Consider the following 19,825-nt stretch of genomic DNA (forward strand, 5'->3'; position numbering starts at 1 on the left):
GCGGTGTACCCGGGCCTCACCAGGGCAAACGGGACCGAGCCGGGTTCCGGGCAGGGTGCTGCGCTACGGTGACGGCCATGCCGCGGCGATCACCAGGGAGCTACCGTGTCGGGATCGCCCGGCGGGAGGCGATCCTCGAGGCGGCCGTCCGGCATTTCGCCAAAGGCGGCTACCACCGGACCGCGATGGCGCGGATCGCCGCCGACGTCGGCATCACCGAGGGCGGGCTGCTGCACCACTTCCCGTCCAAGAAGCATCTGCTGCTCGCCGTCGTCGAACGCCGGATCCTCACCGCGGCCCGCTGGCTCGACGAGGTCGACCCCGGCGCCACCGGGGCCGGGGTGCTGCGCCGGCTCGTCGAGATCACCGGGCGGCAGCTCGAGGAACCCGGGCTGATCGAACTGTTCGTGCTGGTCTCGGCGGAGGCCGCGGACACCTCCAGCCCGGCGCACCGGCTGTTCGCCGAGCGCTACGACGACGCCGTCGACAGCCTCGCGGCCCGGCTGCGGCGAGCGGTCGACAGTGGCGAGTTCCGGGCGGACACCGACTGCACGGCCATCGCCCGGGAGTGCATCGCGGTCAGCGACGGCCTGCAACTGCAATGGGTGCTCAGCGGCGGAACCCTCGACCTGACGGTGGCCGTCCGCGCCCACCTGGAGCGGGTCGCCCGCGCCGTCACCACGGACGGCAGCGGCCTCGGCGACTGATCCCGGCGTATCCGGTCGATTGTCCGCCGGTCCCCTATGTACCGGCCGGGCGATCGGGGCATCCGCCGCGGCGCCGCCCCACGAATCGGTTCCGATCGGTCGAGGGGGAAGCGAAGGAGGCCACCGATGTCGCCGTCCACTACTGACAGTGTGCTCATCGCTACTAATATCAAGCGGATGTGCATCGACGGGGATAAGTGGATCGCGGGAGCCGGGTCGTGACCGATCAAGCGGTGCGCGTCGTGGTCACGCCGGAACCCTCACCGGCCCCCGCGGACACCGGTCGCGCCTGGCGGGGACTCGCGGTCGTCCTGGGCTCCCAGGCCTGCGCGCTGTCGGCCAACCGGATGCTGCTCATCGCCATCCCATGGCTGCTGCTGACCAGCACCGGTGACCCGGCCAAGGCCGGGCTCGTGACGCTCTGCCAGGCACTGCCGTACGTCATCGTCCAGGTCGTCGTCGGGCCATTGATCGACCGGCTCGGCGCGCGGCGGATCAGCGTCGCCGGTGACGCGATCAGTGCGGTCGCCATGATCCTGCTTGCGGCGACGCCCGGGCCGCCGCTGCTCATGGTGATGCTCTGCATGGCCTGCGTGGGCGCGGCCGACGGGCCGGCCGTCGCCGCCAAGCACACCCTGCTGCCAGGGGCCACCGAGGACGCCGGCCAGCCGATCGAGCGCGGCACCGGCATGGCGACGGTGATCGAGCGGGCCGCCACCAGCGCCGGGCCACTGGCGTCCGGAGTGCTCGTGGCGGCGTTCGGTGCCCGTACCCTCTGGGCCGTCGCCGTGCTCTTCGCCGCCGCCGCCCTGATCGGCGCCACCGGGCAGCGGGTCGCGGGCCGATCCCGTGCGGCCCGGCCGGACGGCTACCTGCGGCAGCTGCGCGACGGCGCGGGCTTCCTGCACCGCGATCGCTCGCTGCGGGCCATCGTGCTGATGTACGTCGTCACGAACTTCCTGGACCAGGCGTTCCTCACGGTGCTGCTGCCGGTGTGGGCGCACGGGCACGGCCACGGGGTCGCGTTCGTCGGCCTGCTCAGCGGCGTCTTCGGGGCGTGTGCGGTGTTCACGGCCGCGATCGCCGCCTGGATCGGCGCCCGCTTTCCACGCCGGACCGTCTTCCTGGTGGCGATCATCGTGGCCGGGGTGAGCCGGTACGTGGTGCTGGCCGCCGACGCGCCGCCCACCGTCGTGCTGCTGGTCTTCGCGGCGGCCGGGCTCGGCAGCGGCGCGGCCTGCCCGATCGTCGAGGCGGTCGAGGCCGAGCGGGTCCCCGACCACATGCGCGGCCGGGTCCGCACCCTGATCGTCGCCTGGGCGTGGGCCGGGATCCCGTTCGGCGGTCTGGCCGGCGCCGCCATGCTGACCGCGGGCCTGGCCACGGCCCTGTGGGCGTGCGGCGCCGTCTACCTGGCCGCGGTCGTCCACCCCGGACTGCGGGTGACCTGGCGCCGTTGACCCCCCGTCTGCCTGGCCGCCGCTGTCCATCGGCATGCCTGGCGTCGTTGACCCCCGTCCTCCTGGCCGCCGTCTTCCGCCGGCGTCGCGCTGTTGACCCTTGACGGAGTGAGTGCTCACTCCGTACCGTCGCTGTCATGACAGACGCACCCACTAGCCGGCGCCGCGCGCCGGGAATGAGCCCCGACCGACGTCGCGACATGATCGTTCAGACGGCCCTGCCGCTGATCGCCCAGCACGGCGCCGCCGTCACCACCGCCCAGATCGCCCGGGCCGCCGGCATCGGCGAGGCCACCGTCTTCCGGGTCTTCGCCGACAAGGACGCCGTCCTCCAGGCCTGCATCGCCACCGTCCTCGACCCCACCGTGGCGCTGGAGGACCTCGGCGCCATCGACCTCACCCTCCCGCTGGCCGACCGGCTCCTCGAAGCCGCCGACGCCCTCGACGCCTACCTCGACCGGATGGGCACCGTCCTCGGCGGACTGCACGCCTCCGGCCTCCCGAACCGGCGGCCACCCGCGCCCACCGACGGCCCCTCCCGGCGCGACGACGCGCAGGCCGCCACCCGGGAGGCCGTCGTGGCACTGTTCGAACCCGACGGTGACCGGCTGCGACTGCCCACGGACGTGCTCGCCGACGCCTACCTGCGGCTGCTGTTCGGCCGGACCGCCGGGCCCGGCCGCCCCGTCGAAAAACCGGACCGCCGGCAACTCATCGACCTGCTGCTCAACGGGGCATTCCGCGAATCACGCTGATCATTTCGGAAAATAGAATTGCGCGGTACGGCGACCGCTGACTATCGTCGTCCTCACAACACACCGCAACAGACTCGAGGAGCTTCCGATGAACCGCTGGCAAACCGATACGATCTCGGTCGCCGTCGTCATCGAAGCCTTCGATGAGCAGGTGAACAACTTCGAATCCCAGCCCGGGAGGCGCTGCTAGCGCCCGCGGAAGCGCCCAGCGCCGAAGCCGCCTCCCGGACCCGGGGAAGGCGGCTTCACTGTTTTCCACATAGGGGTGTGGCGCAATTCGGTAGCGCAGCGGCCTCCAAATCCGAAGGTTGCAGGTTCGAATCCTGTCACCCCTGCTATTCGCGTTTTTTCACAAGCCCATCAAGCTCAGACGGCGGAGCATCCGGTTGAAGCCCGGGGGGTGCGCGGTTCGATTCCGCGGGTGGGTGCGCACGGCAAGGACCAGCGGAGCAGCCAGGAGTGCTCACCGGTCTCTCAATCCGGAGGTCGCGGGTTCGAATCCCGCCTGGTCCACGACACGGCCGGCCATATGGCCGGTCACTTTCCGAGATGGTGCAACAGGCAGCACGCCCGGCTCTGGACCGGGAGGTTCGAGGTTCGAATCCTCGTCTCGGAGCGCAACAGCACGCCGTTGTAGCTCACCGGGTAGAGCGGCCGCCTCGTAAGCGGCAGGCAGGCGGTTCGAGTCCGCCCTTCGGCTCGAAAGGAGAACACATGCCGACGCAGGGGAGTCCGGAGTCCCCGTCACCCCGTCAAGGTGAAGATCGCGGGTTCGAATCCCGTCGTCGGTGCGAGGCTGGTGTAGCTCAGTCGGTCAGAGCATCGAGCCGATAACTCGAAGGCCGGCGGTTCGATTCCGCCCACCAGCACACGTCCGGCCAGCTCGATGTCTGGGCACCGTCCTGACACGACGGAGGCCGCCGGTTCGACGCCGGCGCCGGACACGTGGAGCCGTCGACTAAACGGTCAGGTCACCGTCCTTTCAAGTCGGAAGGTGCGGGTTCGAATCCCGTCGGCTCCACTCCATCCCTCGTCGCCCAACCGGCAGGGCAGCGCACTGTTAATGCGTACCGGTGTCAGTTCGAATCTGACCGAGGGAGCGTAAGGCAAGACCCGGCAGATCTTTCTTCTTGTGGCTATCTGGGAGTCTTCTTCTTGGTCGCCCACGGCCGAATCCGCAATCCCTCGACAGCAGGACGCGTCACTCGGAGCGATCTTGAACGATTTACCGCCGCCTCGGGTGGTAAATCGTTCAAGATCGCACAACAGCGGCGTGCAAAGCGGGCGAAACGGGCGCCTGTTTCCGGCGAAAGCCCCATTTCCGCCTAGCGCGGCGGACGGCGCCCCCATTTGGCGGTTCGCCCGACCGGGCGCTTGACGTAGAACCGCAGACACCCAAGGAGAAGACTCCTGGATGTATCTGGTAACCCAAGGTCTTCCAGCAAAAATGGATCATGGGCGATGGTTGGCTGCCGGGCAGCGACCAGGAATCAAGATCGGCCCGACGGCCACTATCGCCCAAGATCGCCGGTGGGTCGTGGTGATGCCGCGGCCATCCGAATGCGCGACTCGACATCGTGGCCACCCACAACCGAGAAACAGGTTCTCTGGCTACCTCTATCTTCCACAAAGGCCGGTGAACGGGGTCCCTCGCTTACGCGGAGTGCCGGCCGGTCGGGCTTTCGGAGGTGAGCGCACACGAAAGCCGCCACGTGGGCGGCCATCGCCGCGATAGGGCACGTAGGCGACCACGACACCGCCGCCGTGCGCGCCCACCCTCGGGTAAGCGCGACCACCCGCCCAGAGGGAGCGGCGTGACGGCCGAAAGTAGGCAGCCCCGGTGCCTGGGAAGCAAAGCGCGACCACCCGCTCGGAGGGAGCGGCGTGACGGCTGGGAGCGGGCAGCCCCGGTGCCTGGGAAGCAAACCGTGACCACCCGCTCAGAGGGAGCGGCAGAAATATGCGGGAGTGGCCAACCGGTCTACGCCCGGCGGGGGCGGCACAGACTGGAGTGGGCAGCGAGAGGGGCCGGGCGGGCGGAACGGGACGAATAGAAACGGGGCGGCGACACGCGTACGAGAAATGGAAGCGGAAGCGAAACGCGGACCTTGACCACAATGGCCGGTTTTGAACAGTGGGACTCACCGGACCGGGGCCGGGGCTTCCGCCCGCACCGGCCGCAGGCACAGCACCGCCGTCGCCAGGCCGGCGACGGCCGCGCCGCCGAGTAGCAGCCGGTAGTCGGCGACCGCCAGCAGGCTTGCGCCGGTCGCCTGGCCGATCGCGCCCGGCGCGAAGCTGAGCAGCGTGACGGTGCCCGAGACACGCCCGAGGTAGGCCGCCGGGATCTCCCGCTGGAGGACGGTCGCGCCGGTGATCAGCACCCACGGCGCCGCCAGGCCCGCGAGCAGTGCGGCGACGAGTACCGGGGTGAGTGACGGCAGGCAGCGTAACGCCGCACCGGCCGCGAAGAGGGCGATGCCCGTCCCGGCGAACACGTGTGGCCGCATCCGGCGCTGCAACGGTCCGGCCAGCAGGCCGGCGGCCACCGATCCGGCGCCCTGCACCGTCATCAGCACACCGGCGAAGGCCGGCGTCCGGTGCAGGCCCTCGTCGACCACGGCGAAGACCGTGGTGCCGGCCATCCCGACCAGGAACATGAGCGACGACGTCGACAGGATGATCCGCCGCAGGACCGGATGCCGCCACAGTTGACGGGCGCCCTCGGCGATTCGCTGCCGCCAGGGTTCCGCGGCCGGCGTGGGTTCGATCCGCCCGGGGCGGATGAGCAGGCACAACGCGGCCGCCACGAAGAACGTGGCCGCGTCCAGTACGGCGACGCCGGCGCCGCCCAGCCAGGTGAACAGGCCCGCGCCGAGCAGCGGGGCGGCCAGTTTCACACCCTCGGAGGCTGACATCCGCAGCCCGTTGAGGTCGCCGAGCTGATCCGCCGGGACCGCGGCGGGCAGGACCGCGTTCTCGGCGGCGTCGAGGATCACGAAGCTGATGCCGTAGCAGAGCATGACCGCGAAGATCAGCCACACCTGTGTGTCGGTCTCGACCAGCAGCAGGAGCAGGAGCAGCAGGCCCATCACCGTGTTGGCGCCGATCATCACCCGCTGGCGGCGGGGCGCGCGGTCCACGACGGCCCCGATCACCGGCCCGGCCAGGGTGGGCGCCCAGACCAGGAAGCCGACCCAGGCCGCCAGGCTGCTGTCCCCGGTGAGCGCCATGACCCAGATGCCGGCGGCCAGCATCATCGCGTTGCTGCCGAAGCTGGAGACGAGAACCGATCCGAGATATGCCGTCGCGTTCCGGCTCCACTTCACCTGACGATCCTCCTGGGTTGAGTCGTTGGGGCTCAACGCTAGGTGTCCGGTTTGGCGGGGTCAATGGCGATTTTGTCAATAAATAATTGACAACTTGCGGCGATGAATTCCGGGCCGGAGTGCGGTCTTCTATGACGACGACCCCGAAACGCAGGGAGAAGACCATGGGCACGATCCACATCGACCTCTTCACGACCCTCGATCTGGTCGGCCAGGCGCCGGGTGGGCGCGACGAGGACCCCGACGGCTTTCCGTACGGGGGATGGCAGTTCTCGCAACCCGACCAGACCGTCGGCGAGCACGTGATCGCCGGAATCCTGGCCACGGACGCCCTGCTGCTGGGCCGCCGCACCTACGACATCTTCGCCGGGTACTGGCCGCACCAGGACGATGTCATCGCCGAGCGGTTCAACAGCATCCCGAAGTACGTCGCCTCGCACGGCAGCCCCACCCTCGACTGGGCCGGCACCTCGCAGCTCGGACCGGACCTGCCCGCCGCCGTCCGCGAGCTGCGCGACAAGCACGACGAGGTGCACGTGATCGGCAGCCTCAACCTGGTGCAGACCCTGCTGCGCGAGCGCCTCTTCGACCGCCTCAACCTGTGGGTCTACCCGCTCGTGCTGGGCGTCGGCAAGAAGGTCTTCGACGGCGGCGCGGTCCCCACCTCGCTGACCCTGGCCGAGCCGCCGATCACGTCCGACCGCGGCGCCGTCCTGCTCCGCTACACCCTCGGCGACCCGATCACCGCCTGATCCGGCATCGTTCCAGCCCTGCGGCCAGTTCGGGCGCCACCTTCCGCAGTTCGGTCAGGTCGGTGTGGGCGTTGAGCAGGTGCGTCCAGGCGACGCCGCGCCCCTGTTCGAGATGTGCCAACGCCGTGCCGGGATCTTCCACGGCGATCGCGCAGGCCGCGCCGTCCCGGCCCAGCTCCGCGCCGAAGGTCCGCAGCATGTGCAACTGGTCCCGCTGCTCGATGCCGTGCCACGCGAGCAGCGGGAGAAGTTCGAGCGCCACCCGGTACGGCTCGAGCGCCGCCTCGAATCTCCGGTGTGTCGCCAGCACGTTCGCACAGCTCCGTGCCGCCCGGAACCGGGTCGAGGTCGGCGCGGCCCCCGAGGTGTACACCCACGACCAGTACTTCAGTGCCTCGACCAGATCGCCGTTCGATCCGGACCGCTCGAACAGTGCCTCCGCGAGAACACATCCGAAGGAGAAACCGTCGGTGTGGCCGGCGGGTGTGGCCTGCAATGCCTCGCGGCTCAGCTGGACGGCCTCGTCCAGATCCCCGGCGAATTGGAAACGGGTGTACCGGGTGCGCAGTGCCCGGCTGAGGTTGGACTGGTACACGGGCCGATCCGGGTGACCGGTCGGGCTCAGGGCCACCGCCTGCCGGCCGACGCCGACGGCCTCGTGCAGATCGTCGCCGGCACACCGCTCCAGGAGCACCAATCCGAGACCGGAGAGGCGGCCGGCCGCCTCCGGATGGCCGACGGGCGTCATCCGTGCCGCCTCGCGAATCGCGTCCACGGCCCGATCCAGATCGGCTCCGTCCCGCGTGCGCCCGAATCGGGCGTGCAACACGGCGCCGAGAAGGTCGAGGTATCCAGTTCGATCGATGTTCCGATCGGGTGTGGCCGCGAGCGCGCCCTCGGCGGCGTTCAAGGCGTTCTCCAGGTCGGTGCCGTCGCCGGTTCGCAGGAACCGTTTACGAAGCAGGCCGGCGAGGCGGGCGAGGGCGGCGGCCTGATCGGGGTGACCGTCGGGCCCGACCTCGAGCTGTCGGCGAGCGGCCTCGACAGCCGCGGCGAGATCGGCGTCGGACCCTGTGCGTGCGAACCGCACCGCCATCACCTGGGAGAGGGCTGCCAGGTGAACGTCCCGATCGGGATCGTCAGCGGGTGCCGTCGCCGACGCCATCCGGATGGCTTTCACGGCCTCCTCCAGATCGGCGTCGGCGCCTTTTCGCTCAAACCGGTCGATCAGGGTGAGTCCGAGAGTGTTCAGGCTTCGAGGGTGGTCCGGACGACCGTCCGAGCTTGTCACCGCCTCCCTGGCGCATGCGACGGCCTCGTCGAGGTCGGCGGCGGCGCCGGTGCGCCGGTGCCGCGCCCGTAAGGCGCTGGAGAGATTGATCAGGAACGCCGCTCGACGGGGATCCGGTTCGGGTGTGGCGTCCACCGCCCTCCTGGCCGCCGCGACGGATTCGTCGAGGTCGGCCAGGGTGCCGGTGAACCGATAGCGTTCCCGCAGCATGCTGGAGAGATGGGTCAGAAGCGTTGTCCGTACGACATCGTTCGTGTTCGTGGCGCGGACCGCCCTCCTGGCCGCATCGATGGCTTCGTCCAGGTCTGCTTCGGTGCCCGTGACCTCGGCGCGCAACAACACAGCCGTCGCGAGGTTGGTGAGGCAGGCGGCCCGGTCGGGATGGTCATCGGCGATCATGTCCACCGCTGCCCGTGTCTCTGCGCAGGCCCGATCCAGATCGGCTCGGTCGCCCGATTCCTGATAGCGGATCCGGAGCCTGCCGCCGAGGTTGGTCAGCAGGAGGGGAAGAAGAGGGTCATCGGCCGGTACGGTGACGGCCAGGCCGGTCATCAGATCGATGATCTCGTCCGGTGACGCGGAGGCCTGACCGTTCATGATCGCACGCAGCTGGTTCCGGAGTTGCTGCTGACGCTTGGGATCCGGCATCCATCCAACCTGGATCCCCGCAGCGGCGTGTGTCAATGTCCGCTACCAGGTCCACTTTTGCAGGGCGGCGCCCGTACAGGTGGTGATGTTGATCTGGGCGTTGTTGGCGGTGGAGGCGGCGGCCAGGCACAGGTTCGTGTTGCTGAGCGGGCGGATCGTGCCGTCGGTGTTGGACCGCCACTTCTGGGCGTTCGTGTTGTTGCAGGTGAACATCCAGATCCGCTGGCCGGACGCGAAGTTGCTGTTCGGCACGTCCAGGCAGTTGCCGAGCATCCGCCACGTCCAGTCGCTGATCCTGGTCAGGGCCTGCGCCTTGGTGTTGTTGCAGGTGTACGCCTGGAGGTAGGTGCGGGCCGCGATCGCCGAGCCGGGCACGTCCAGGCAGCGGCCGGTGCTGTTGCGGAACGGGCTCATCAGCGGGTTCGGGCCCTTCGCCACCTGGACGATCTTCGCGACCGACGGGACGCCGTCGGCGTCGACGACGAAGAGCATGTAGTAGCCGGGCGGGGCGACGCCGCCGGTCGGTGGGCCGGTGACGGTCAGCGTCGTACCGGAGGTGGTGAATTTCAGCGGCACGTAACGCTGGCCCTGGTCGACGCCGTGGGTGACGTCGGCCAGGCCGACCAGGGCGACCTTGCTGATGCCGGCCGCCTGCGGGCTGGTGACGGTGAAGACGCCGTTCACGCTGACACCGGCCGGCGCGGCGCTGATCACCGGCCGGTCGGCGAGGTCGCCGCTGCCGTCCTTCTTGTAGAGGTACGGCGGGGTGAAGTACTCGACGTTCTTCTCCAGATAGCCCACCGTCATGCAGACCGCGCAGATCCCGCCGCCGCCGGTCAGCACCCGACCGTCGGGCAGCAGCGCCGCCGTCGAATGGTACTGGCGGATCCGGCTCGCACCGGCCAGCACCGTCCACTGTCCGGTCGCCGGATCCCAGCGTTCGGCCGTCGTCACGGCGTGGTCCAGGTCGACCAGGCCGTTGACGGCGGCGCTGGTCATGCCGCCGGTCGCCAGCACCGAACCGTCGGCCAGGACGGTGGCGTTGAGCTGACGCCGCCCGGCGGTCATCGCACCGGTCGCGGTGACCGTCGGATTGGTGCCGTTGTCGGCGTTCAGCACGACCGCGGTGCGGGTGGGCACCTTCGCCACGCCGTCCTCGGTGACATTGCCGCCACCGACGACCAAAGAAAGACCGATATCGTACGGGGAGAAGCTCCCGTAATCACGATTGATCGCATCCCGGGTGGCGGTTCCGGTGATCACCCCGTCGCCGGATGTGGTGATCGTGTATCCGGTCGTGTTGGGTCCGAAGAACGCGAGCTGAGTGTCCGGCCGCGACCCCATGAACGGATAGACCCGCGCACTGTACTTGGTGAAATTGGCCAGTTTCCGAATGGCGCCGTCGGTCTGATAGACCTCGGCCGTCGCCGGCCCGCCGCCGATGATGACCTCCTCGCCGTTCGCCGTCTCGGCCACCGACGGATACCAGCGGGCCGCGGCCATGTCGTTGCCACGGCTCCACGTCTCGGTCTGCCAGTTGAACACGTAGGTGCGCACCGTCCCGGCGAGCTGCGGGTTGGCGTTCCCGCCGGCGACCAGGATGTTGCCGTTGGCCAGGTGCGCGAACCCGGCGCAGAAGATGTTGCTGCCCGCCAGGTCGACCCGGCGGAACGTGTCGTCGGCCGGGTTGAACACCATGGCCCGGGTGAAGCTCTGATCCGGATAGGTCTCGGTGGCGTCGTCGCCGACCGAGTCCCAGATCAGCACCTTGCCGTTGGGCAGCACCGCGGTGAAGACCGGCACCACGGGCGTGTTCACGACCGGGCTCCACGAACCGGCGGTCCCGGGGTCGGCGACGGCCGCCCGGCTCTGCGCGGTGCCCGGCCGGCGGCCGGTCTCGCGGTGGATGCGATCGGCGTTCTCCGCGGTCCGCTGCTCGATGACCCGCATCGGGGTGCCGACCAGGTCCTGCTCCCGGTGTTGCTGGTCGTCCTCGGCGTGCTCGTGCGCCCGGTGATCGTGCGCGGTCGCGCCGGACGCGGATGGGGATTCCAGACCGACGGCGAATGTCGCGGCTAAAAGACAGAAGACGGTGACGACGCGGCGCGGGTCCATGAGAACTGTCCTTTCGGCAGGTCTTCTCGACAGCGCGCCGGGAATCGTTATCGGTCGGCCACCGGTCCATTCAGATCATGCCGGTGCCGTGGTGTTTCCATGGGAACGGCAATTCCCCCCGTGATCATTTAATTCGCGCCGTCCAGTTCGGTCACCATAACGCCGACTAAGGCGTCCTTCAATATTCGTTACCGTCTCTCCATCGTCTGATCCTGGACGCCGTACCCTGTCTCGCGACGTCCGGAGCGGGAGGGGCCGATGGGAATGAGATGGGACGACGGCCTCGACGACGTGCCGTGGCGGGAACTCTTCGGACCGGAGGGCGGGGCCGAGGTGGTGGCGGCCCTCCGGGAACTGGCCGAGGAAGGCGCCAACGGCGACCGCGTCTACGAGGCCCTGGAGGACCACGACAACGACTACTGGTACGCGGAGTCGTACAACCAGCCCATCGGGTTCCGGCCCGAGGCCCTGTACGCGATGCGATTCCTGGCCGGGATCGCGGCCGACCCGTCCGGCATCGGCAGCACCGCCGCGCTGGAGGTGGTCGAGTCGATGATCGACCAGGCGCTCGACCGGCCGACCATGACCGGCGACGAGCTCGACGCGTACGTCGATGCCCTGCGCGCCGAGGTGGAGGTGATCCGTCCGCTGCTGGAGGAGGCGCACCGGCTCGGCTGCGCGGGGATCTACGGGGTTCCCGCCCTGCTGGCCGGTATCGACACCGGGCACCTGATGGGCGGCGCCTACGAACACCGCTGGCGCGGTGTCGCCCGGCCGCTCGTGGACAGTGCCACCGACCGGCTCACGATCCTTGGCGACCTGCTCGTCACCCATGAGCGCACCGGCCTGACCTTTCGCAGCACGCACGACGGCACCCCGGTCCACGACTTCCGGTTTCCGGCGCGGGCGGCGGACCGCCCGCACCTGACCGTCGACGACCTCGTGTGGTACGACCGCATGTCGGTGCGCCCGTTCGTGGACGGCGACGGGCCGGGTGTGCTCACCGTCGACCTTGGCGACCGCAACCCGCGACTGTGGCGCCTCGACGGCACCACCTGGCGCGAGATCTTCCTGCGCCGGCCCGGCCTGCCGCTGCGCCCGTCGGCGTGGAAGGTCCGGGACACCGCTACCCTCGGCGGCGAGTGCTACATCCGGTACCGCGACGGCGTCACCGTACGGTTCGGCGCCCGGACCGGCGAGCCGTCCGGCGTCCCTTCCCGGGCGCCGCTTCCCCTGACTGCGGACCGCTACGAGGCGAACGGCCGCACCTTCGTGCTGCGCCGGGAGTACGGGCAAGTGGAGCGGGTGGACGCGGAGACCGGCGAGTCGGCCGGATCGCTGAACAGCGTCGGCTACGCCTTTGCCTCCTGCGTCTACCGGGTCGGCGACCGGCCCTATCTGGCCGTGACCGGCCTGCGCCAGCTGCACCGCTTCGACGCGGTGACCGGCGAAGAGGTCGGCCCACCGCTGTTCGGCCACCGCCGCCACGTCCGCGACGTCACCTCCGCGGTTGTTGACGGCCGTCCTCAGCTCTACTCCGCCGATGGCGTCACCGTCCGCCGCTGGGACGCCGAGACCGGCACCCCCTGGCCCGCGCCCCCACCCTCCTGAGCGGGAGCGCCGAGCCCGCGTCCCCGCCCTCCTGAGCGGGGACGCCGGGTCACAGACGGGCCAGTGCGGACGGCGGGTCCTCCATGGCGTCGGCCACCGAGCGCAGGAAACCGGCGGCCGCGCCCCCGTCACACACCCGATGATCAAAGACAAAGGACAACTGCGCGATCTTTCGTACGGCCAGAGCGCCCGCCACCACCCAGGGGCGATCGATGACGCGGCCCAGGCCGAGCATGGCCACCTGCGGATGGTTGATGATCGCCGCGCTGCCGTCGACCCGGAAGGCACCGTAGTTGTTCAGCGTGAACGTGCCCGCCGTCAGCTCGGCCGGGGTGGACTCGCCACGGCGGGCCCGGGCCGTCACGTCCCGGATCGCCGCGTCCAGCCGGGTGGTCGTCATCGCCTGCGCGCCCATCACGGCCGGGACCACCAGGCCGCGGTCGGTCTGTACGGCCAGGCCCAGGTTGACGCCGGGCAGCTCGACGATCTCCTGGCGTTCGGTGTCGAGCCGGGCGTTGAACACCGGATACTCCCGCAGCCCGGCCACCACGAACCGCGCCACGTAGGCCATCAGCCCGGGCGATCCGGCGTCGTCGCGGGTGCGCTCCCGCAGTTCCCAGAGGGCCGTGGCGTCGACGTCCACCCACACGGTCGCCTCGGGGATCTCGGCGCGGCTGCGGGTGAGGACCGCCGACACCGCTTTGCGGAACCCGCTCAGTGGAACCCGGCGCTCCCCGGCGGCCGATGTCGTCGGTTCGGGCGTCCGCGTGGCTGATTCCACGTCCCGCCGGGTGATCACGCCACCCGGCCCGGTGCCGTGCAACCCGGACAGGTCGACGCCGTTCTCCCGGGCGAGACGCCGGACCAGCGGCGACAGCACCAGAGGCGCGGCCGCCGGGCGGTTCGGCGGCACCGGGCGGCTCGCCGGTGCTGGGGCGACGGCGGCGGTGTCCCGGCCCCGGGGTCGGCGGCGCCGGCCGGAGTCGGCGGTCGGGGAGGTTCCGTAGCCGATGAGGACGTTGCCGGAGCCGGCGCGCTCCTCCTCCCGGTAGGTGTCGGCCGCGTCCGGCGCCGCCACCGTGATCAGGGGCGCGCCGACGTCGAGGGTGGAGCCCTCGGCCGCGTGCCGGGTGGTCACCCGGCCGGCGTGCGGGGACGGCACCTCGACCACCGCTTTCGCGGTCTCCACCTCGGCCACCGGCTGGTCCACGGTGATCACGTCGCCCTCGGCGACCAGCCAGCGGACGATCTCCGCCTCGGTCAGGCCCTCGCCGAGGTCGGGCAGCAGGAAGGTCCGGGCGCTCACGCGTCCTCCCACTGGAGGTCGTCGACGGTGTCGAGGATGCGGTCGACCGACGGCAGGTGGACGTGTTCCAGTTTGGGCGGGGGATAGGGGATGTCGAAGCCGGTGACCCGCCGGATCGGGGCGTGCAGCGAGTGGAAGCAGCGTTCGGTCACCCGCGCCACCACCTCGGACGACACACTGGCGAACCCGGCCGCCTCGGCGACCACGACGGCCCGGCCGGTGGAGCGGACGGCCGCGCACACGGTCTCGTCGTCGAACGGCACGATCGAGCGCAGGTCGACGACCTGGAGGCTGCGGCCCTCCTGGGCGGCGGCCTCGGCGGCTTCGAGGGCGACCGGCACGGCCGGCCCGTACGCGATCAGGGTGGCGTCGGTGCCGGGCCGGCGCACCACGGCCCTGCCGATCGGCGGCACCGGAAGGGTGAGGTCGGCCTCGGAGCGGGAGAAGTACAGCTTCTTCGGCTCCAGGAAGATCACCGGGTCGGGGGACTCGATGGCCCTGCGCAGCAGCCCGTACGCGTCGGCCGGGTCGGCGGGGGCGATCACGTGCAGGCCGGGCGTGTGCGCGTAGTACGCCTCGGAGGAGTCACAGTGGTGCTCCACGCCGCCGATGCCACCGGCGTACGGCACGCGGATGACCAGCGGCACCCCGACCCGCCCCCGGGTCCGGTTGCGCATCTTCGCGGCGTGGCTCACGAGCTGCTCGAACGCCGGGTAGGCGAACGCGTCGAACTGCATCTCGACGACTGGCCGCATCCCGTTCATGGCCATCCCGATCGCCATGCCGAGGATCCCGGACTCGGCGAGCGGGGTGTCGAAGCAGCGCTGTTCACCGAATTCGGCGGTGAGCCCGTCGGTGATCCGGAAGACGCCGCCGAGCGGGCCGACGTCCTCGCCGAACATGACCACCGTGTCGTCGGCGCGCATGGCGTCGCGCAGTGCCCGGTTGAGCGCGTTGGCCATGGTGAGCTTCTCGGCGGCCATCAGCGGGCCTCCTCACGGGACAGCTCGTCGGCGACGAGGGCCCGCTGTTCGAGCAGCTGCGGGGTGGGTTCGGCGTAGACGTGGGCGAACAGGTCCCGGTAGTCGGCGACGGTGTCCTCACCGAGCCCGGCACGCATGCGTTCGGCCAGTTTCTCGGCGCTTTCCCCGTACCCCGCGATCTTCTCTTCGTCGAGAAGGCCGCGGCCCCGCAGATAGGTCTCCGCCCGGGTGATCGGGTCGCGGGCCAGCCAGGGGGTGACCTCGTCGGCGGAGCGGTAGCGGCCCGGGTCGTCGGCGTTCGTGTGCGGCTGCACCCGGTAGGTGTGCGCCTCCACCAGCTGCGGGCCGTCGCCGGCGCGGGCCCGGTCCACGGCCGCGCCGAGCACGCTGAGCAGCGCGGCCACGTCGTTGCCGTCGACGCGGGCGCCGGGCACGCCGTACCCGATGCCCTTGTGCGCGAGCGAGGGCGCCGCGGTCTGCCGGGCCAGTGGCACGGAGATCGCGTATTCGTTGTTCTGGATGAAGAAGACCACGGGGGTACGGAAGACGGCGGCGAAGTTGAGCGCCTCGTGGAAGTCGCCCTCACTGGTGGCGCCGTCGCCGCAGACCGCCATCACGACGGTCGGCTCGCCGCGCAGCCGGGCCGCGTGCGCCACCCCGACCGCGTGCAGCAGATGGGTTGCGAGCGGCGTGGCCTGTGGCGCGACCCGGGTGGTCAGCGGGTCGTAGCCGCTGTGCCAGTCGCCGCGCAGCAGGGTGAGCGCCTGCACCGGGTCGACGCCGCGGGCCACGATGGCAGCCGAGTCGCGGTAGGTGGGAAACAGCCAGTCGCCCGGGTCGAGGACCTGTACGCAGGCGACCTGGCAGGCCTCCTGCCCGTGCGACGAGGGGTAGACCGCCAGGCGGCCCTGCCGGACCAGGGCGTTCGCCTGGTCGTTGAAGCGCCGCGCGGAGATCAGTGCGGCGTACGCGTGGACCAGTGCCTGTGGGTCGGGCATGTCCTGGCCGACGTGAACGGGGTTGCCGTCCGGGTCGATGAGCGTCACCGGCTCCGTGGACGGCAGCAGGAGAGCTGCGTCACGTGTCATGCGAGGATTCTGTGCAGGAAGCCAAACGATCACCACAGGTGCGCCGAACGCGAGATAATGTTTCGTCTTCGAGGGCTATCCGGAGCCGAACGTCCAGGCTCGGGCGATCCGGAACCCGCCCGGCGAGACAGGTGGCCAGATGCTCGACGACACCGACCAGCGGATCCTCACCGAGCTGGCGAAGGATGGCCGGATGTCGATGCGGACGCTCGCCGAGACGCTGCACATCTCCCGGGCGAACGCGTACGCCCGGGTGGCCCGGCTGCGGCAGGACGGGGTGATCCGCGGCTTCCACGCCGACGTCGACCCGGTCGCGGCCGGGCTCACCACGGCCGCCTACGTGACGCTCAACCTGCGGCAGGCCAACTGGCGGGAGATCCTGGCCCGCCTGCGGGTGCTGCCCGGGGTGGTGCACATCGGCCTGGTCGGCGGCGACTTCGACGTGATCCTGCTGGTCCGGGTCGCCGACAACACCGAGCTGCGGCATCTGGTGCTCGACGAGATCCAGGGCATGCCCGGTGTCGTCAGTACCCGTACGCTGCTGCTCTTCGAGGAGTCCACCCCGTGAGGATCCGCTGATGAGCATCGACGTGACCGCCCTGCGAGCCCATTTCCCGTCGCTGGAGGGTGGTCTCGCCTTCTTCGACGGGCCGGGCGGGACCCAGACGCCGCGGCCGGTCGCCGGCGCGATCGCCGCCACGCTGACCGGGCCGCTGTCCAACCGGGGTGCGGTCAGCGTCTCCGAGCTGAACGCCGAGCGGGCGGTCGCCGAGTTCCGGGCCGCCTACGCCGACCTGCTCGGTGTCCCCGCCGACGGGGTGGTGTACGGGCGCAGCGCCACGCAGCTCATCTACGACTTCTCCCGGCACCTGGCCAAGACGTGGCGGCCGGGTGACGAGATCGTGGTCAGCCGCCTGGATCACGACAGCAACGTGCGCCCGTGGATCCAGGCGGCCGAGCGGTCCGGGGTGACGGTCCGCTGGATCGAGATCGACCCGGGCACCGCCGAGCTGGATCTCGATTCCTACCAGCGGGCGCTGTCCTCGCGGACCCGGCTCGTGGCGGTGACCGCCGCGTCGAACGTGCTGGGCACCGTGCCGCCGCTGCGCCGGATCGCGGACGCGGCCCACGAGGTGGGCGCACTGGTCCATGTGGACGGGGTGCACTACGCGGCCCATCACCTGGTGGACGTGGCGGCGCTCGGGGCGGACCTGTTCGTGTGCTCGCCGTACAAGTTCCTCGGCCCGCACTGCGGGGTGCTCGCCGCCGATCCGGCGCTGCTCGCGACGTTGCGGCCGGACAAGCTGGTGCCGTCGCCGGACACCGTGCCGGAGCGGTTCGAGTTCGGCACCCTGCCCTACGAGATGCTGGCCGGGGCCACCGCCGCCGTCGACTTCCTGGCCGCCATCGACCCGGGCACGGCGGCCGGTCGCCGGGAGCGGCTCGCACACTCGCTGCGCTCGGTGCACGAGCACGAGACGGCCCTGCGGGGGCGCGTGGAGGCGGGCCTGCGCGGGCTCGGCGACCAGGTCACGGTTCATTCAACGGCCATTGATCGTACGCCGACGCTGTTGATGAATTTCGATGGCCGTGACGCCCGGCAGGCGCAGGTGTTCCTCGCCGGCCGGGACGTGCTGGCGCCGGCCGGGTCGTTCTACGCGCATGAGCCGTTCGCCGCGCTGAAGCTGACGGCGCCCGCGCTGCGGGTGGGGCTGGCGGCCTACAACACCGCCGGCGAGGTGGACCGGCTCCTCTACGGGCTGACCGCCTGGCTCAGTCGTTGACGGGCAGCGACAGCCAGTAGGCGGCGAACTCGTCCGGCACGAAGCCCTCGGCCCGGTAGAGCGCCTGCGCGGTGTGGTTGTCCGGCGCGGTCTGGAGCTGCACACCGATCGCCCCGGCCTTCTCAGCCTCGGCAACGCAGGCCCGCACCAGTGCCCGGCCGGCGCCGGTGCGCCGGGCGGTGGGGGCCACGAACAGGTCGTTGAGCGTCCACACCGGAGCCATCGACAGTGAGGAGAAGGTCGGGTAGATGTGCGTGAACCCGGCCGGCTCGCCGTTCTCGTCGCGGGCCAGCAGCAGCACCGACTCGCCGCGCTCGTGCCGCTCCCGCAGGAACGCCAGCGCCTTCTCCGGGTCGGCCGGCCTGCCGTAGAACTCGAGGTAGCCGCCGAACAGGACCGCCGCCTCCGGCAGATCCTCCACCGTGGCCCGGCGTACCGTGATGCGGGCAGCGGCATTCGTGGTCATGTCGTGGTCCTTTCGTCCGCGCGAAAACCTCGCCCGGATCATGCCGAACGGCGCACCCTCCGCAGAGGACGGCCCACCGCCGTACCGCTCACCGGGACGTGCCCGGTCAGGTGCGCAGCGTGTGGCTGGGGGAGCGGCCGAACAGCTTGCGGTACTCGACGGCGAACCGGCCCTGCGCGGCGAACCCCCACCGGCGGGCGATCGCGCCGACCGTGTCGCCGCGGGCCGGGTCGCCGTCGCGCAGGTCGCGGTGCGCGCCGTGCAGGCGGGCCAGGCGCAGGTAGCCGGTCGGGGTGGTGTCGCCGTGCCGGGCGAAGGCGGCCTGGAGACCCCGTACGCCGAGGTTGGCGACCCCGGCGATGTCCTCGATGGTGATCGGTTCGCCGGCGTGCGCGTCGATGTACGCCATCGCCCGGCGGACCGCGGCCGGCGGCACCCGCCCCGGACCGGGGGTGTAGTCCGTCGTCATCGTGGTGTTCGGGAACACCGCCACCGCGGTGGCGCCCACCAGGTCGAGGAGCGCCGCGTGCACCAGCGGATGCGCCACGGCGGGCTCCGGGCCGGTGAAGGTCGCGGTCACGTACTTGACCGTGGCGATCCAGTGCTGCCGCATCCGCGGCGACACCGGTGCCGGCGCGTCGAATCGAAAATCCACCGTGTCCACTCCGAGCCGGCCCGCCGCCCGGGCCGCCGTCTCCAGGGGGAATCGGACGTTCTGCAGGTCGAGGCCCTGCCAGGCGACCTGGAACGGTGTCCCGATCGGTACCAGGAAGGCATCCCCGGGCACGAACGGGACGGTTCCGCCGCCCGTGTCGACCCGGTACCAGCCGTCGCAGATGACGACCGTGATGATCGAGTCGAACGGGTCGGAGGCCGACTCCACCGCGCCGCGGTAGCGCAGCCGGTCGAGGGCGAGGTCCCCGGCCGCCGCGGTCCGCGAGTGGAACAGGAAGCCGTCGGTGGGACCGCTCATGCGCGGACGGTGGTCGACATACGTACGCCGGAGGATCTCATGGGTCTCGGCGACGTCGGTGGTCCGGAACTCCGCCCGCCGGATCGGCACGGTCGCCAATACCTTGTTCATGACGCCCCCTGTCTGCCCTGGTCACGCACCACCTGTGCAGGATGCGTCCACTGACAAGGCTATTCAGGGTCTTTGTCGTCTTTGCCCGAAATGATCATTAGTGAGCCGAACGGGCGTACTCGACGGTACGGACGGTCAGGAGGCGTAGCGCTTCTCGGCCCGGGCGCGCGCCTTCGCCGCCTCCTCCTCCCGGTTGCGCGGCGGCGCGTTCGTCACCAGGTTCGCCAGCAGTTCCGCGGTGGCCGCCGCGACCGCCGCCACGGCCTGGTCGAACGCCTCCTGGTTGGCCTGCGAGGGCCGGGCCGTTCCGGCGATCTTCCGGACGTACTGGAGGGCGGCCGCCTGGATCTCGTCCGGCGTCGCGGGCGGCTCGAAATTGTGCAGCTGATGGATGCTCCGGCACACGATGCGATCTCCAAGTCGTGGGACAGTCGTGCACCCGAATC

Annotated in this window: 16 protein-coding genes and 9 tRNA genes; 16 read left to right on the plus strand and 9 right to left on the minus strand. The window is 70.7% G+C overall.

The features are described 5' to 3' along the window. Window positions 1-77: 77 nt before the first annotated feature. The 12 genes from BJ964_RS26020 to BJ964_RS26075 all read left to right on the plus strand — a co-directional run bounded on the left by BJ964_RS26020 (window position 78) and on the right by BJ964_RS26075 (window position 4,022). Complete coding sequence (locus BJ964_RS26020) at window positions 78-707, plus strand: TetR/AcrR family transcriptional regulator (protein ID WP_188123125.1); 630 nt, start codon at window positions 78-80, stop codon at window positions 705-707. Between the two features lie 218 nt (window positions 708-925). After that, complete coding sequence (locus BJ964_RS26025) at window positions 926-2,167, plus strand: MFS transporter (RefSeq protein WP_229807219.1); 1,242 nt, start codon at window positions 926-928, stop codon at window positions 2,165-2,167. A 200-nt stretch (window positions 2,168-2,367) separates the two neighbouring features. Continuing rightward, window positions 2,368-2,922: a TetR/AcrR family transcriptional regulator gene (locus BJ964_RS26030; protein WP_229807218.1), complete on the plus strand. Its 555-nt coding sequence runs from the start codon at window positions 2,368-2,370 to the stop codon at window positions 2,920-2,922. A gap of 261 nt (window positions 2,923-3,183) precedes the next feature. Continuing rightward, window positions 3,184-3,257: transfer RNA gene (locus tag BJ964_RS26035), tRNA-Trp, on the plus strand. A 20-nt stretch (window positions 3,258-3,277) separates the two neighbouring features. Further along, a tRNA-Phe gene (locus BJ964_RS26040) sits at window positions 3,278-3,350 on the plus strand. Window positions 3,351-3,360: 10 nt separating this feature from the next. Further along, window positions 3,361-3,435 (plus strand) — tRNA-Glu (locus BJ964_RS26045). Window positions 3,436-3,465: 30 nt separating this feature from the next. After that, window positions 3,466-3,538, plus strand: a tRNA-Gln gene (locus tag BJ964_RS26050). An 11-nt stretch (window positions 3,539-3,549) separates the two neighbouring features. After that, window positions 3,550-3,622 (plus strand) — tRNA-Thr (locus tag BJ964_RS26055). Between the two features lie 16 nt (window positions 3,623-3,638). Next, window positions 3,639-3,713: transfer RNA gene (locus BJ964_RS26060), tRNA-Asp, on the plus strand. Between the two features lie 4 nt (window positions 3,714-3,717). Next, window positions 3,718-3,791, plus strand: a tRNA-Ile gene (locus tag BJ964_RS26065). 78 nt (window positions 3,792-3,869) lie between these two features. Then, a tRNA-Glu gene (locus BJ964_RS26070) sits at window positions 3,870-3,943 on the plus strand. A gap of 5 nt (window positions 3,944-3,948) precedes the next feature. Next, a tRNA-Asn gene (locus BJ964_RS26075) sits at window positions 3,949-4,022 on the plus strand. 1,041 nt (window positions 4,023-5,063) lie between these two features. Here the strand turns inward: BJ964_RS26075 and BJ964_RS26080 are convergent. Next, window positions 5,064-6,251 (minus strand): MFS transporter, encoded by a 1,188-nt coding sequence (locus BJ964_RS26080; RefSeq protein ID WP_203832837.1) that lies wholly within the window; start codon window positions 6,249-6,251, stop codon window positions 5,064-5,066. A 164-nt stretch (window positions 6,252-6,415) separates the two neighbouring features. Here BJ964_RS26080 and BJ964_RS26085 point away from each other — a divergent pair, with 164 nt between their 5' ends. Further along, entirely contained in the window at window positions 6,416-7,003 is a 588-nt protein-coding gene (locus tag BJ964_RS26085; RefSeq protein WP_188123127.1) for a dihydrofolate reductase family protein, read from the plus strand. On the opposite strand, the gene BJ964_RS26090 is transcribed toward BJ964_RS26085, so the two are convergent. Both BJ964_RS26090 and BJ964_RS26095 read right to left on the minus strand, forming a co-directional pair. Beyond that, the gene (locus BJ964_RS26090) at window positions 6,993-8,942 is read right to left on the minus strand and encodes a tetratricopeptide repeat protein (RefSeq protein WP_188123128.1); all 1,950 of its coding nucleotides are present in this window, start codon (window positions 8,940-8,942) and stop codon (window positions 6,993-6,995) included. The genes BJ964_RS26085 and BJ964_RS26090 overlap by 11 nt on opposite strands. A 42-nt stretch (window positions 8,943-8,984) precedes the next feature. Then, window positions 8,985-11,057, minus strand: coding sequence for a galactose oxidase-like domain-containing protein (locus BJ964_RS26095; protein ID WP_188123129.1), 2,073 nt, complete (start codon window positions 11,055-11,057; stop codon window positions 8,985-8,987). Window positions 11,058-11,315: 258 nt separating this feature from the next. Here BJ964_RS26095 and BJ964_RS26100 point away from each other — a divergent pair, with 258 nt between their 5' ends. Beyond that, a complete protein-coding gene (locus BJ964_RS26100) occupies window positions 11,316-12,668 on the plus strand; it encodes a YncE family protein (RefSeq protein ID WP_188123130.1) in 1,353 nt (450 codons plus the stop codon). 49 nt (window positions 12,669-12,717) lie between these two features. On the opposite strand, the gene BJ964_RS26105 is transcribed toward BJ964_RS26100, so the two are convergent. The 3 genes from BJ964_RS26105 to BJ964_RS26115 are packed head-to-tail and all read right to left on the minus strand — an operon-like array spanning window position 12,718 to window position 16,045. Continuing rightward, window positions 12,718-13,974 (minus strand): dihydrolipoamide acetyltransferase family protein, encoded by a 1,257-nt coding sequence (locus tag BJ964_RS26105; RefSeq protein WP_188123131.1) that lies wholly within the window; start codon window positions 13,972-13,974, stop codon window positions 12,718-12,720. Then, the gene (locus tag BJ964_RS26110; RefSeq protein ID WP_188123132.1) at window positions 13,971-14,957 is read right to left on the minus strand and encodes an alpha-ketoacid dehydrogenase subunit beta; all 987 of its coding nucleotides are present in this window, start codon (window positions 14,955-14,957) and stop codon (window positions 13,971-13,973) included. The genes BJ964_RS26105 and BJ964_RS26110 overlap by 4 nt, the downstream gene beginning before the upstream one ends. Next, window positions 14,957-16,045 carry a thiamine pyrophosphate-dependent dehydrogenase E1 component subunit alpha gene (locus BJ964_RS26115; RefSeq protein ID WP_188123133.1) on the minus strand — a complete coding sequence of 363 codons (1,089 nt, stop codon included), beginning with the start codon at window positions 16,043-16,045 and terminating at the stop codon, window positions 14,957-14,959. Before BJ964_RS26115 ends, BJ964_RS26110 begins: the two co-directional genes overlap by 1 nt. Window positions 16,046-16,184: 139 nt before the next feature. Here BJ964_RS26115 and BJ964_RS26120 point away from each other — a divergent pair, with 139 nt between their 5' ends. Together BJ964_RS26120 and BJ964_RS26125 are read left to right on the plus strand one after the other, a co-directional pair. After that, window positions 16,185-16,613 carry an Lrp/AsnC family transcriptional regulator gene (locus BJ964_RS26120; RefSeq protein WP_188123134.1) on the plus strand — a complete coding sequence of 143 codons (429 nt, stop codon included), beginning with the start codon at window positions 16,185-16,187 and terminating at the stop codon, window positions 16,611-16,613. Between the two features lie 10 nt (window positions 16,614-16,623). Further along, window positions 16,624-17,829: a cysteine desulfurase-like protein gene (locus tag BJ964_RS26125; RefSeq protein WP_188123135.1), complete on the plus strand. Its 1,206-nt coding sequence runs from the start codon at window positions 16,624-16,626 to the stop codon at window positions 17,827-17,829. Here BJ964_RS26125 and BJ964_RS26130 read toward each other — a convergent pair. From BJ964_RS26130 to BJ964_RS26140, 3 genes are all read right to left on the minus strand, one after another. After that, a complete protein-coding gene (locus BJ964_RS26130; protein ID WP_188123136.1) occupies window positions 17,819-18,295 on the minus strand; it encodes a GNAT family N-acetyltransferase in 477 nt (158 codons plus the stop codon). The genes BJ964_RS26125 and BJ964_RS26130 overlap by 11 nt on opposite strands. A gap of 106 nt (window positions 18,296-18,401) precedes the next feature. Continuing rightward, window positions 18,402-19,379, minus strand: coding sequence for an AraC family transcriptional regulator (locus BJ964_RS47405; protein WP_203832839.1), 978 nt, complete (start codon window positions 19,377-19,379; stop codon window positions 18,402-18,404). A gap of 135 nt (window positions 19,380-19,514) precedes the next feature. Next, complete coding sequence (locus BJ964_RS26140) at window positions 19,515-19,784, minus strand: DUF2277 domain-containing protein (protein WP_188123137.1); 270 nt, start codon at window positions 19,782-19,784, stop codon at window positions 19,515-19,517. Window positions 19,785-19,825 lie beyond the last annotated feature (41 nt).

Origin of the sequence: Actinoplanes lobatus (assembly GCF_014205215.1) — a bacterium.
GTDB classification, from domain to species: Bacteria; Actinomycetota; Actinomycetes; order Mycobacteriales; family Micromonosporaceae; genus Actinoplanes; species Actinoplanes lobatus.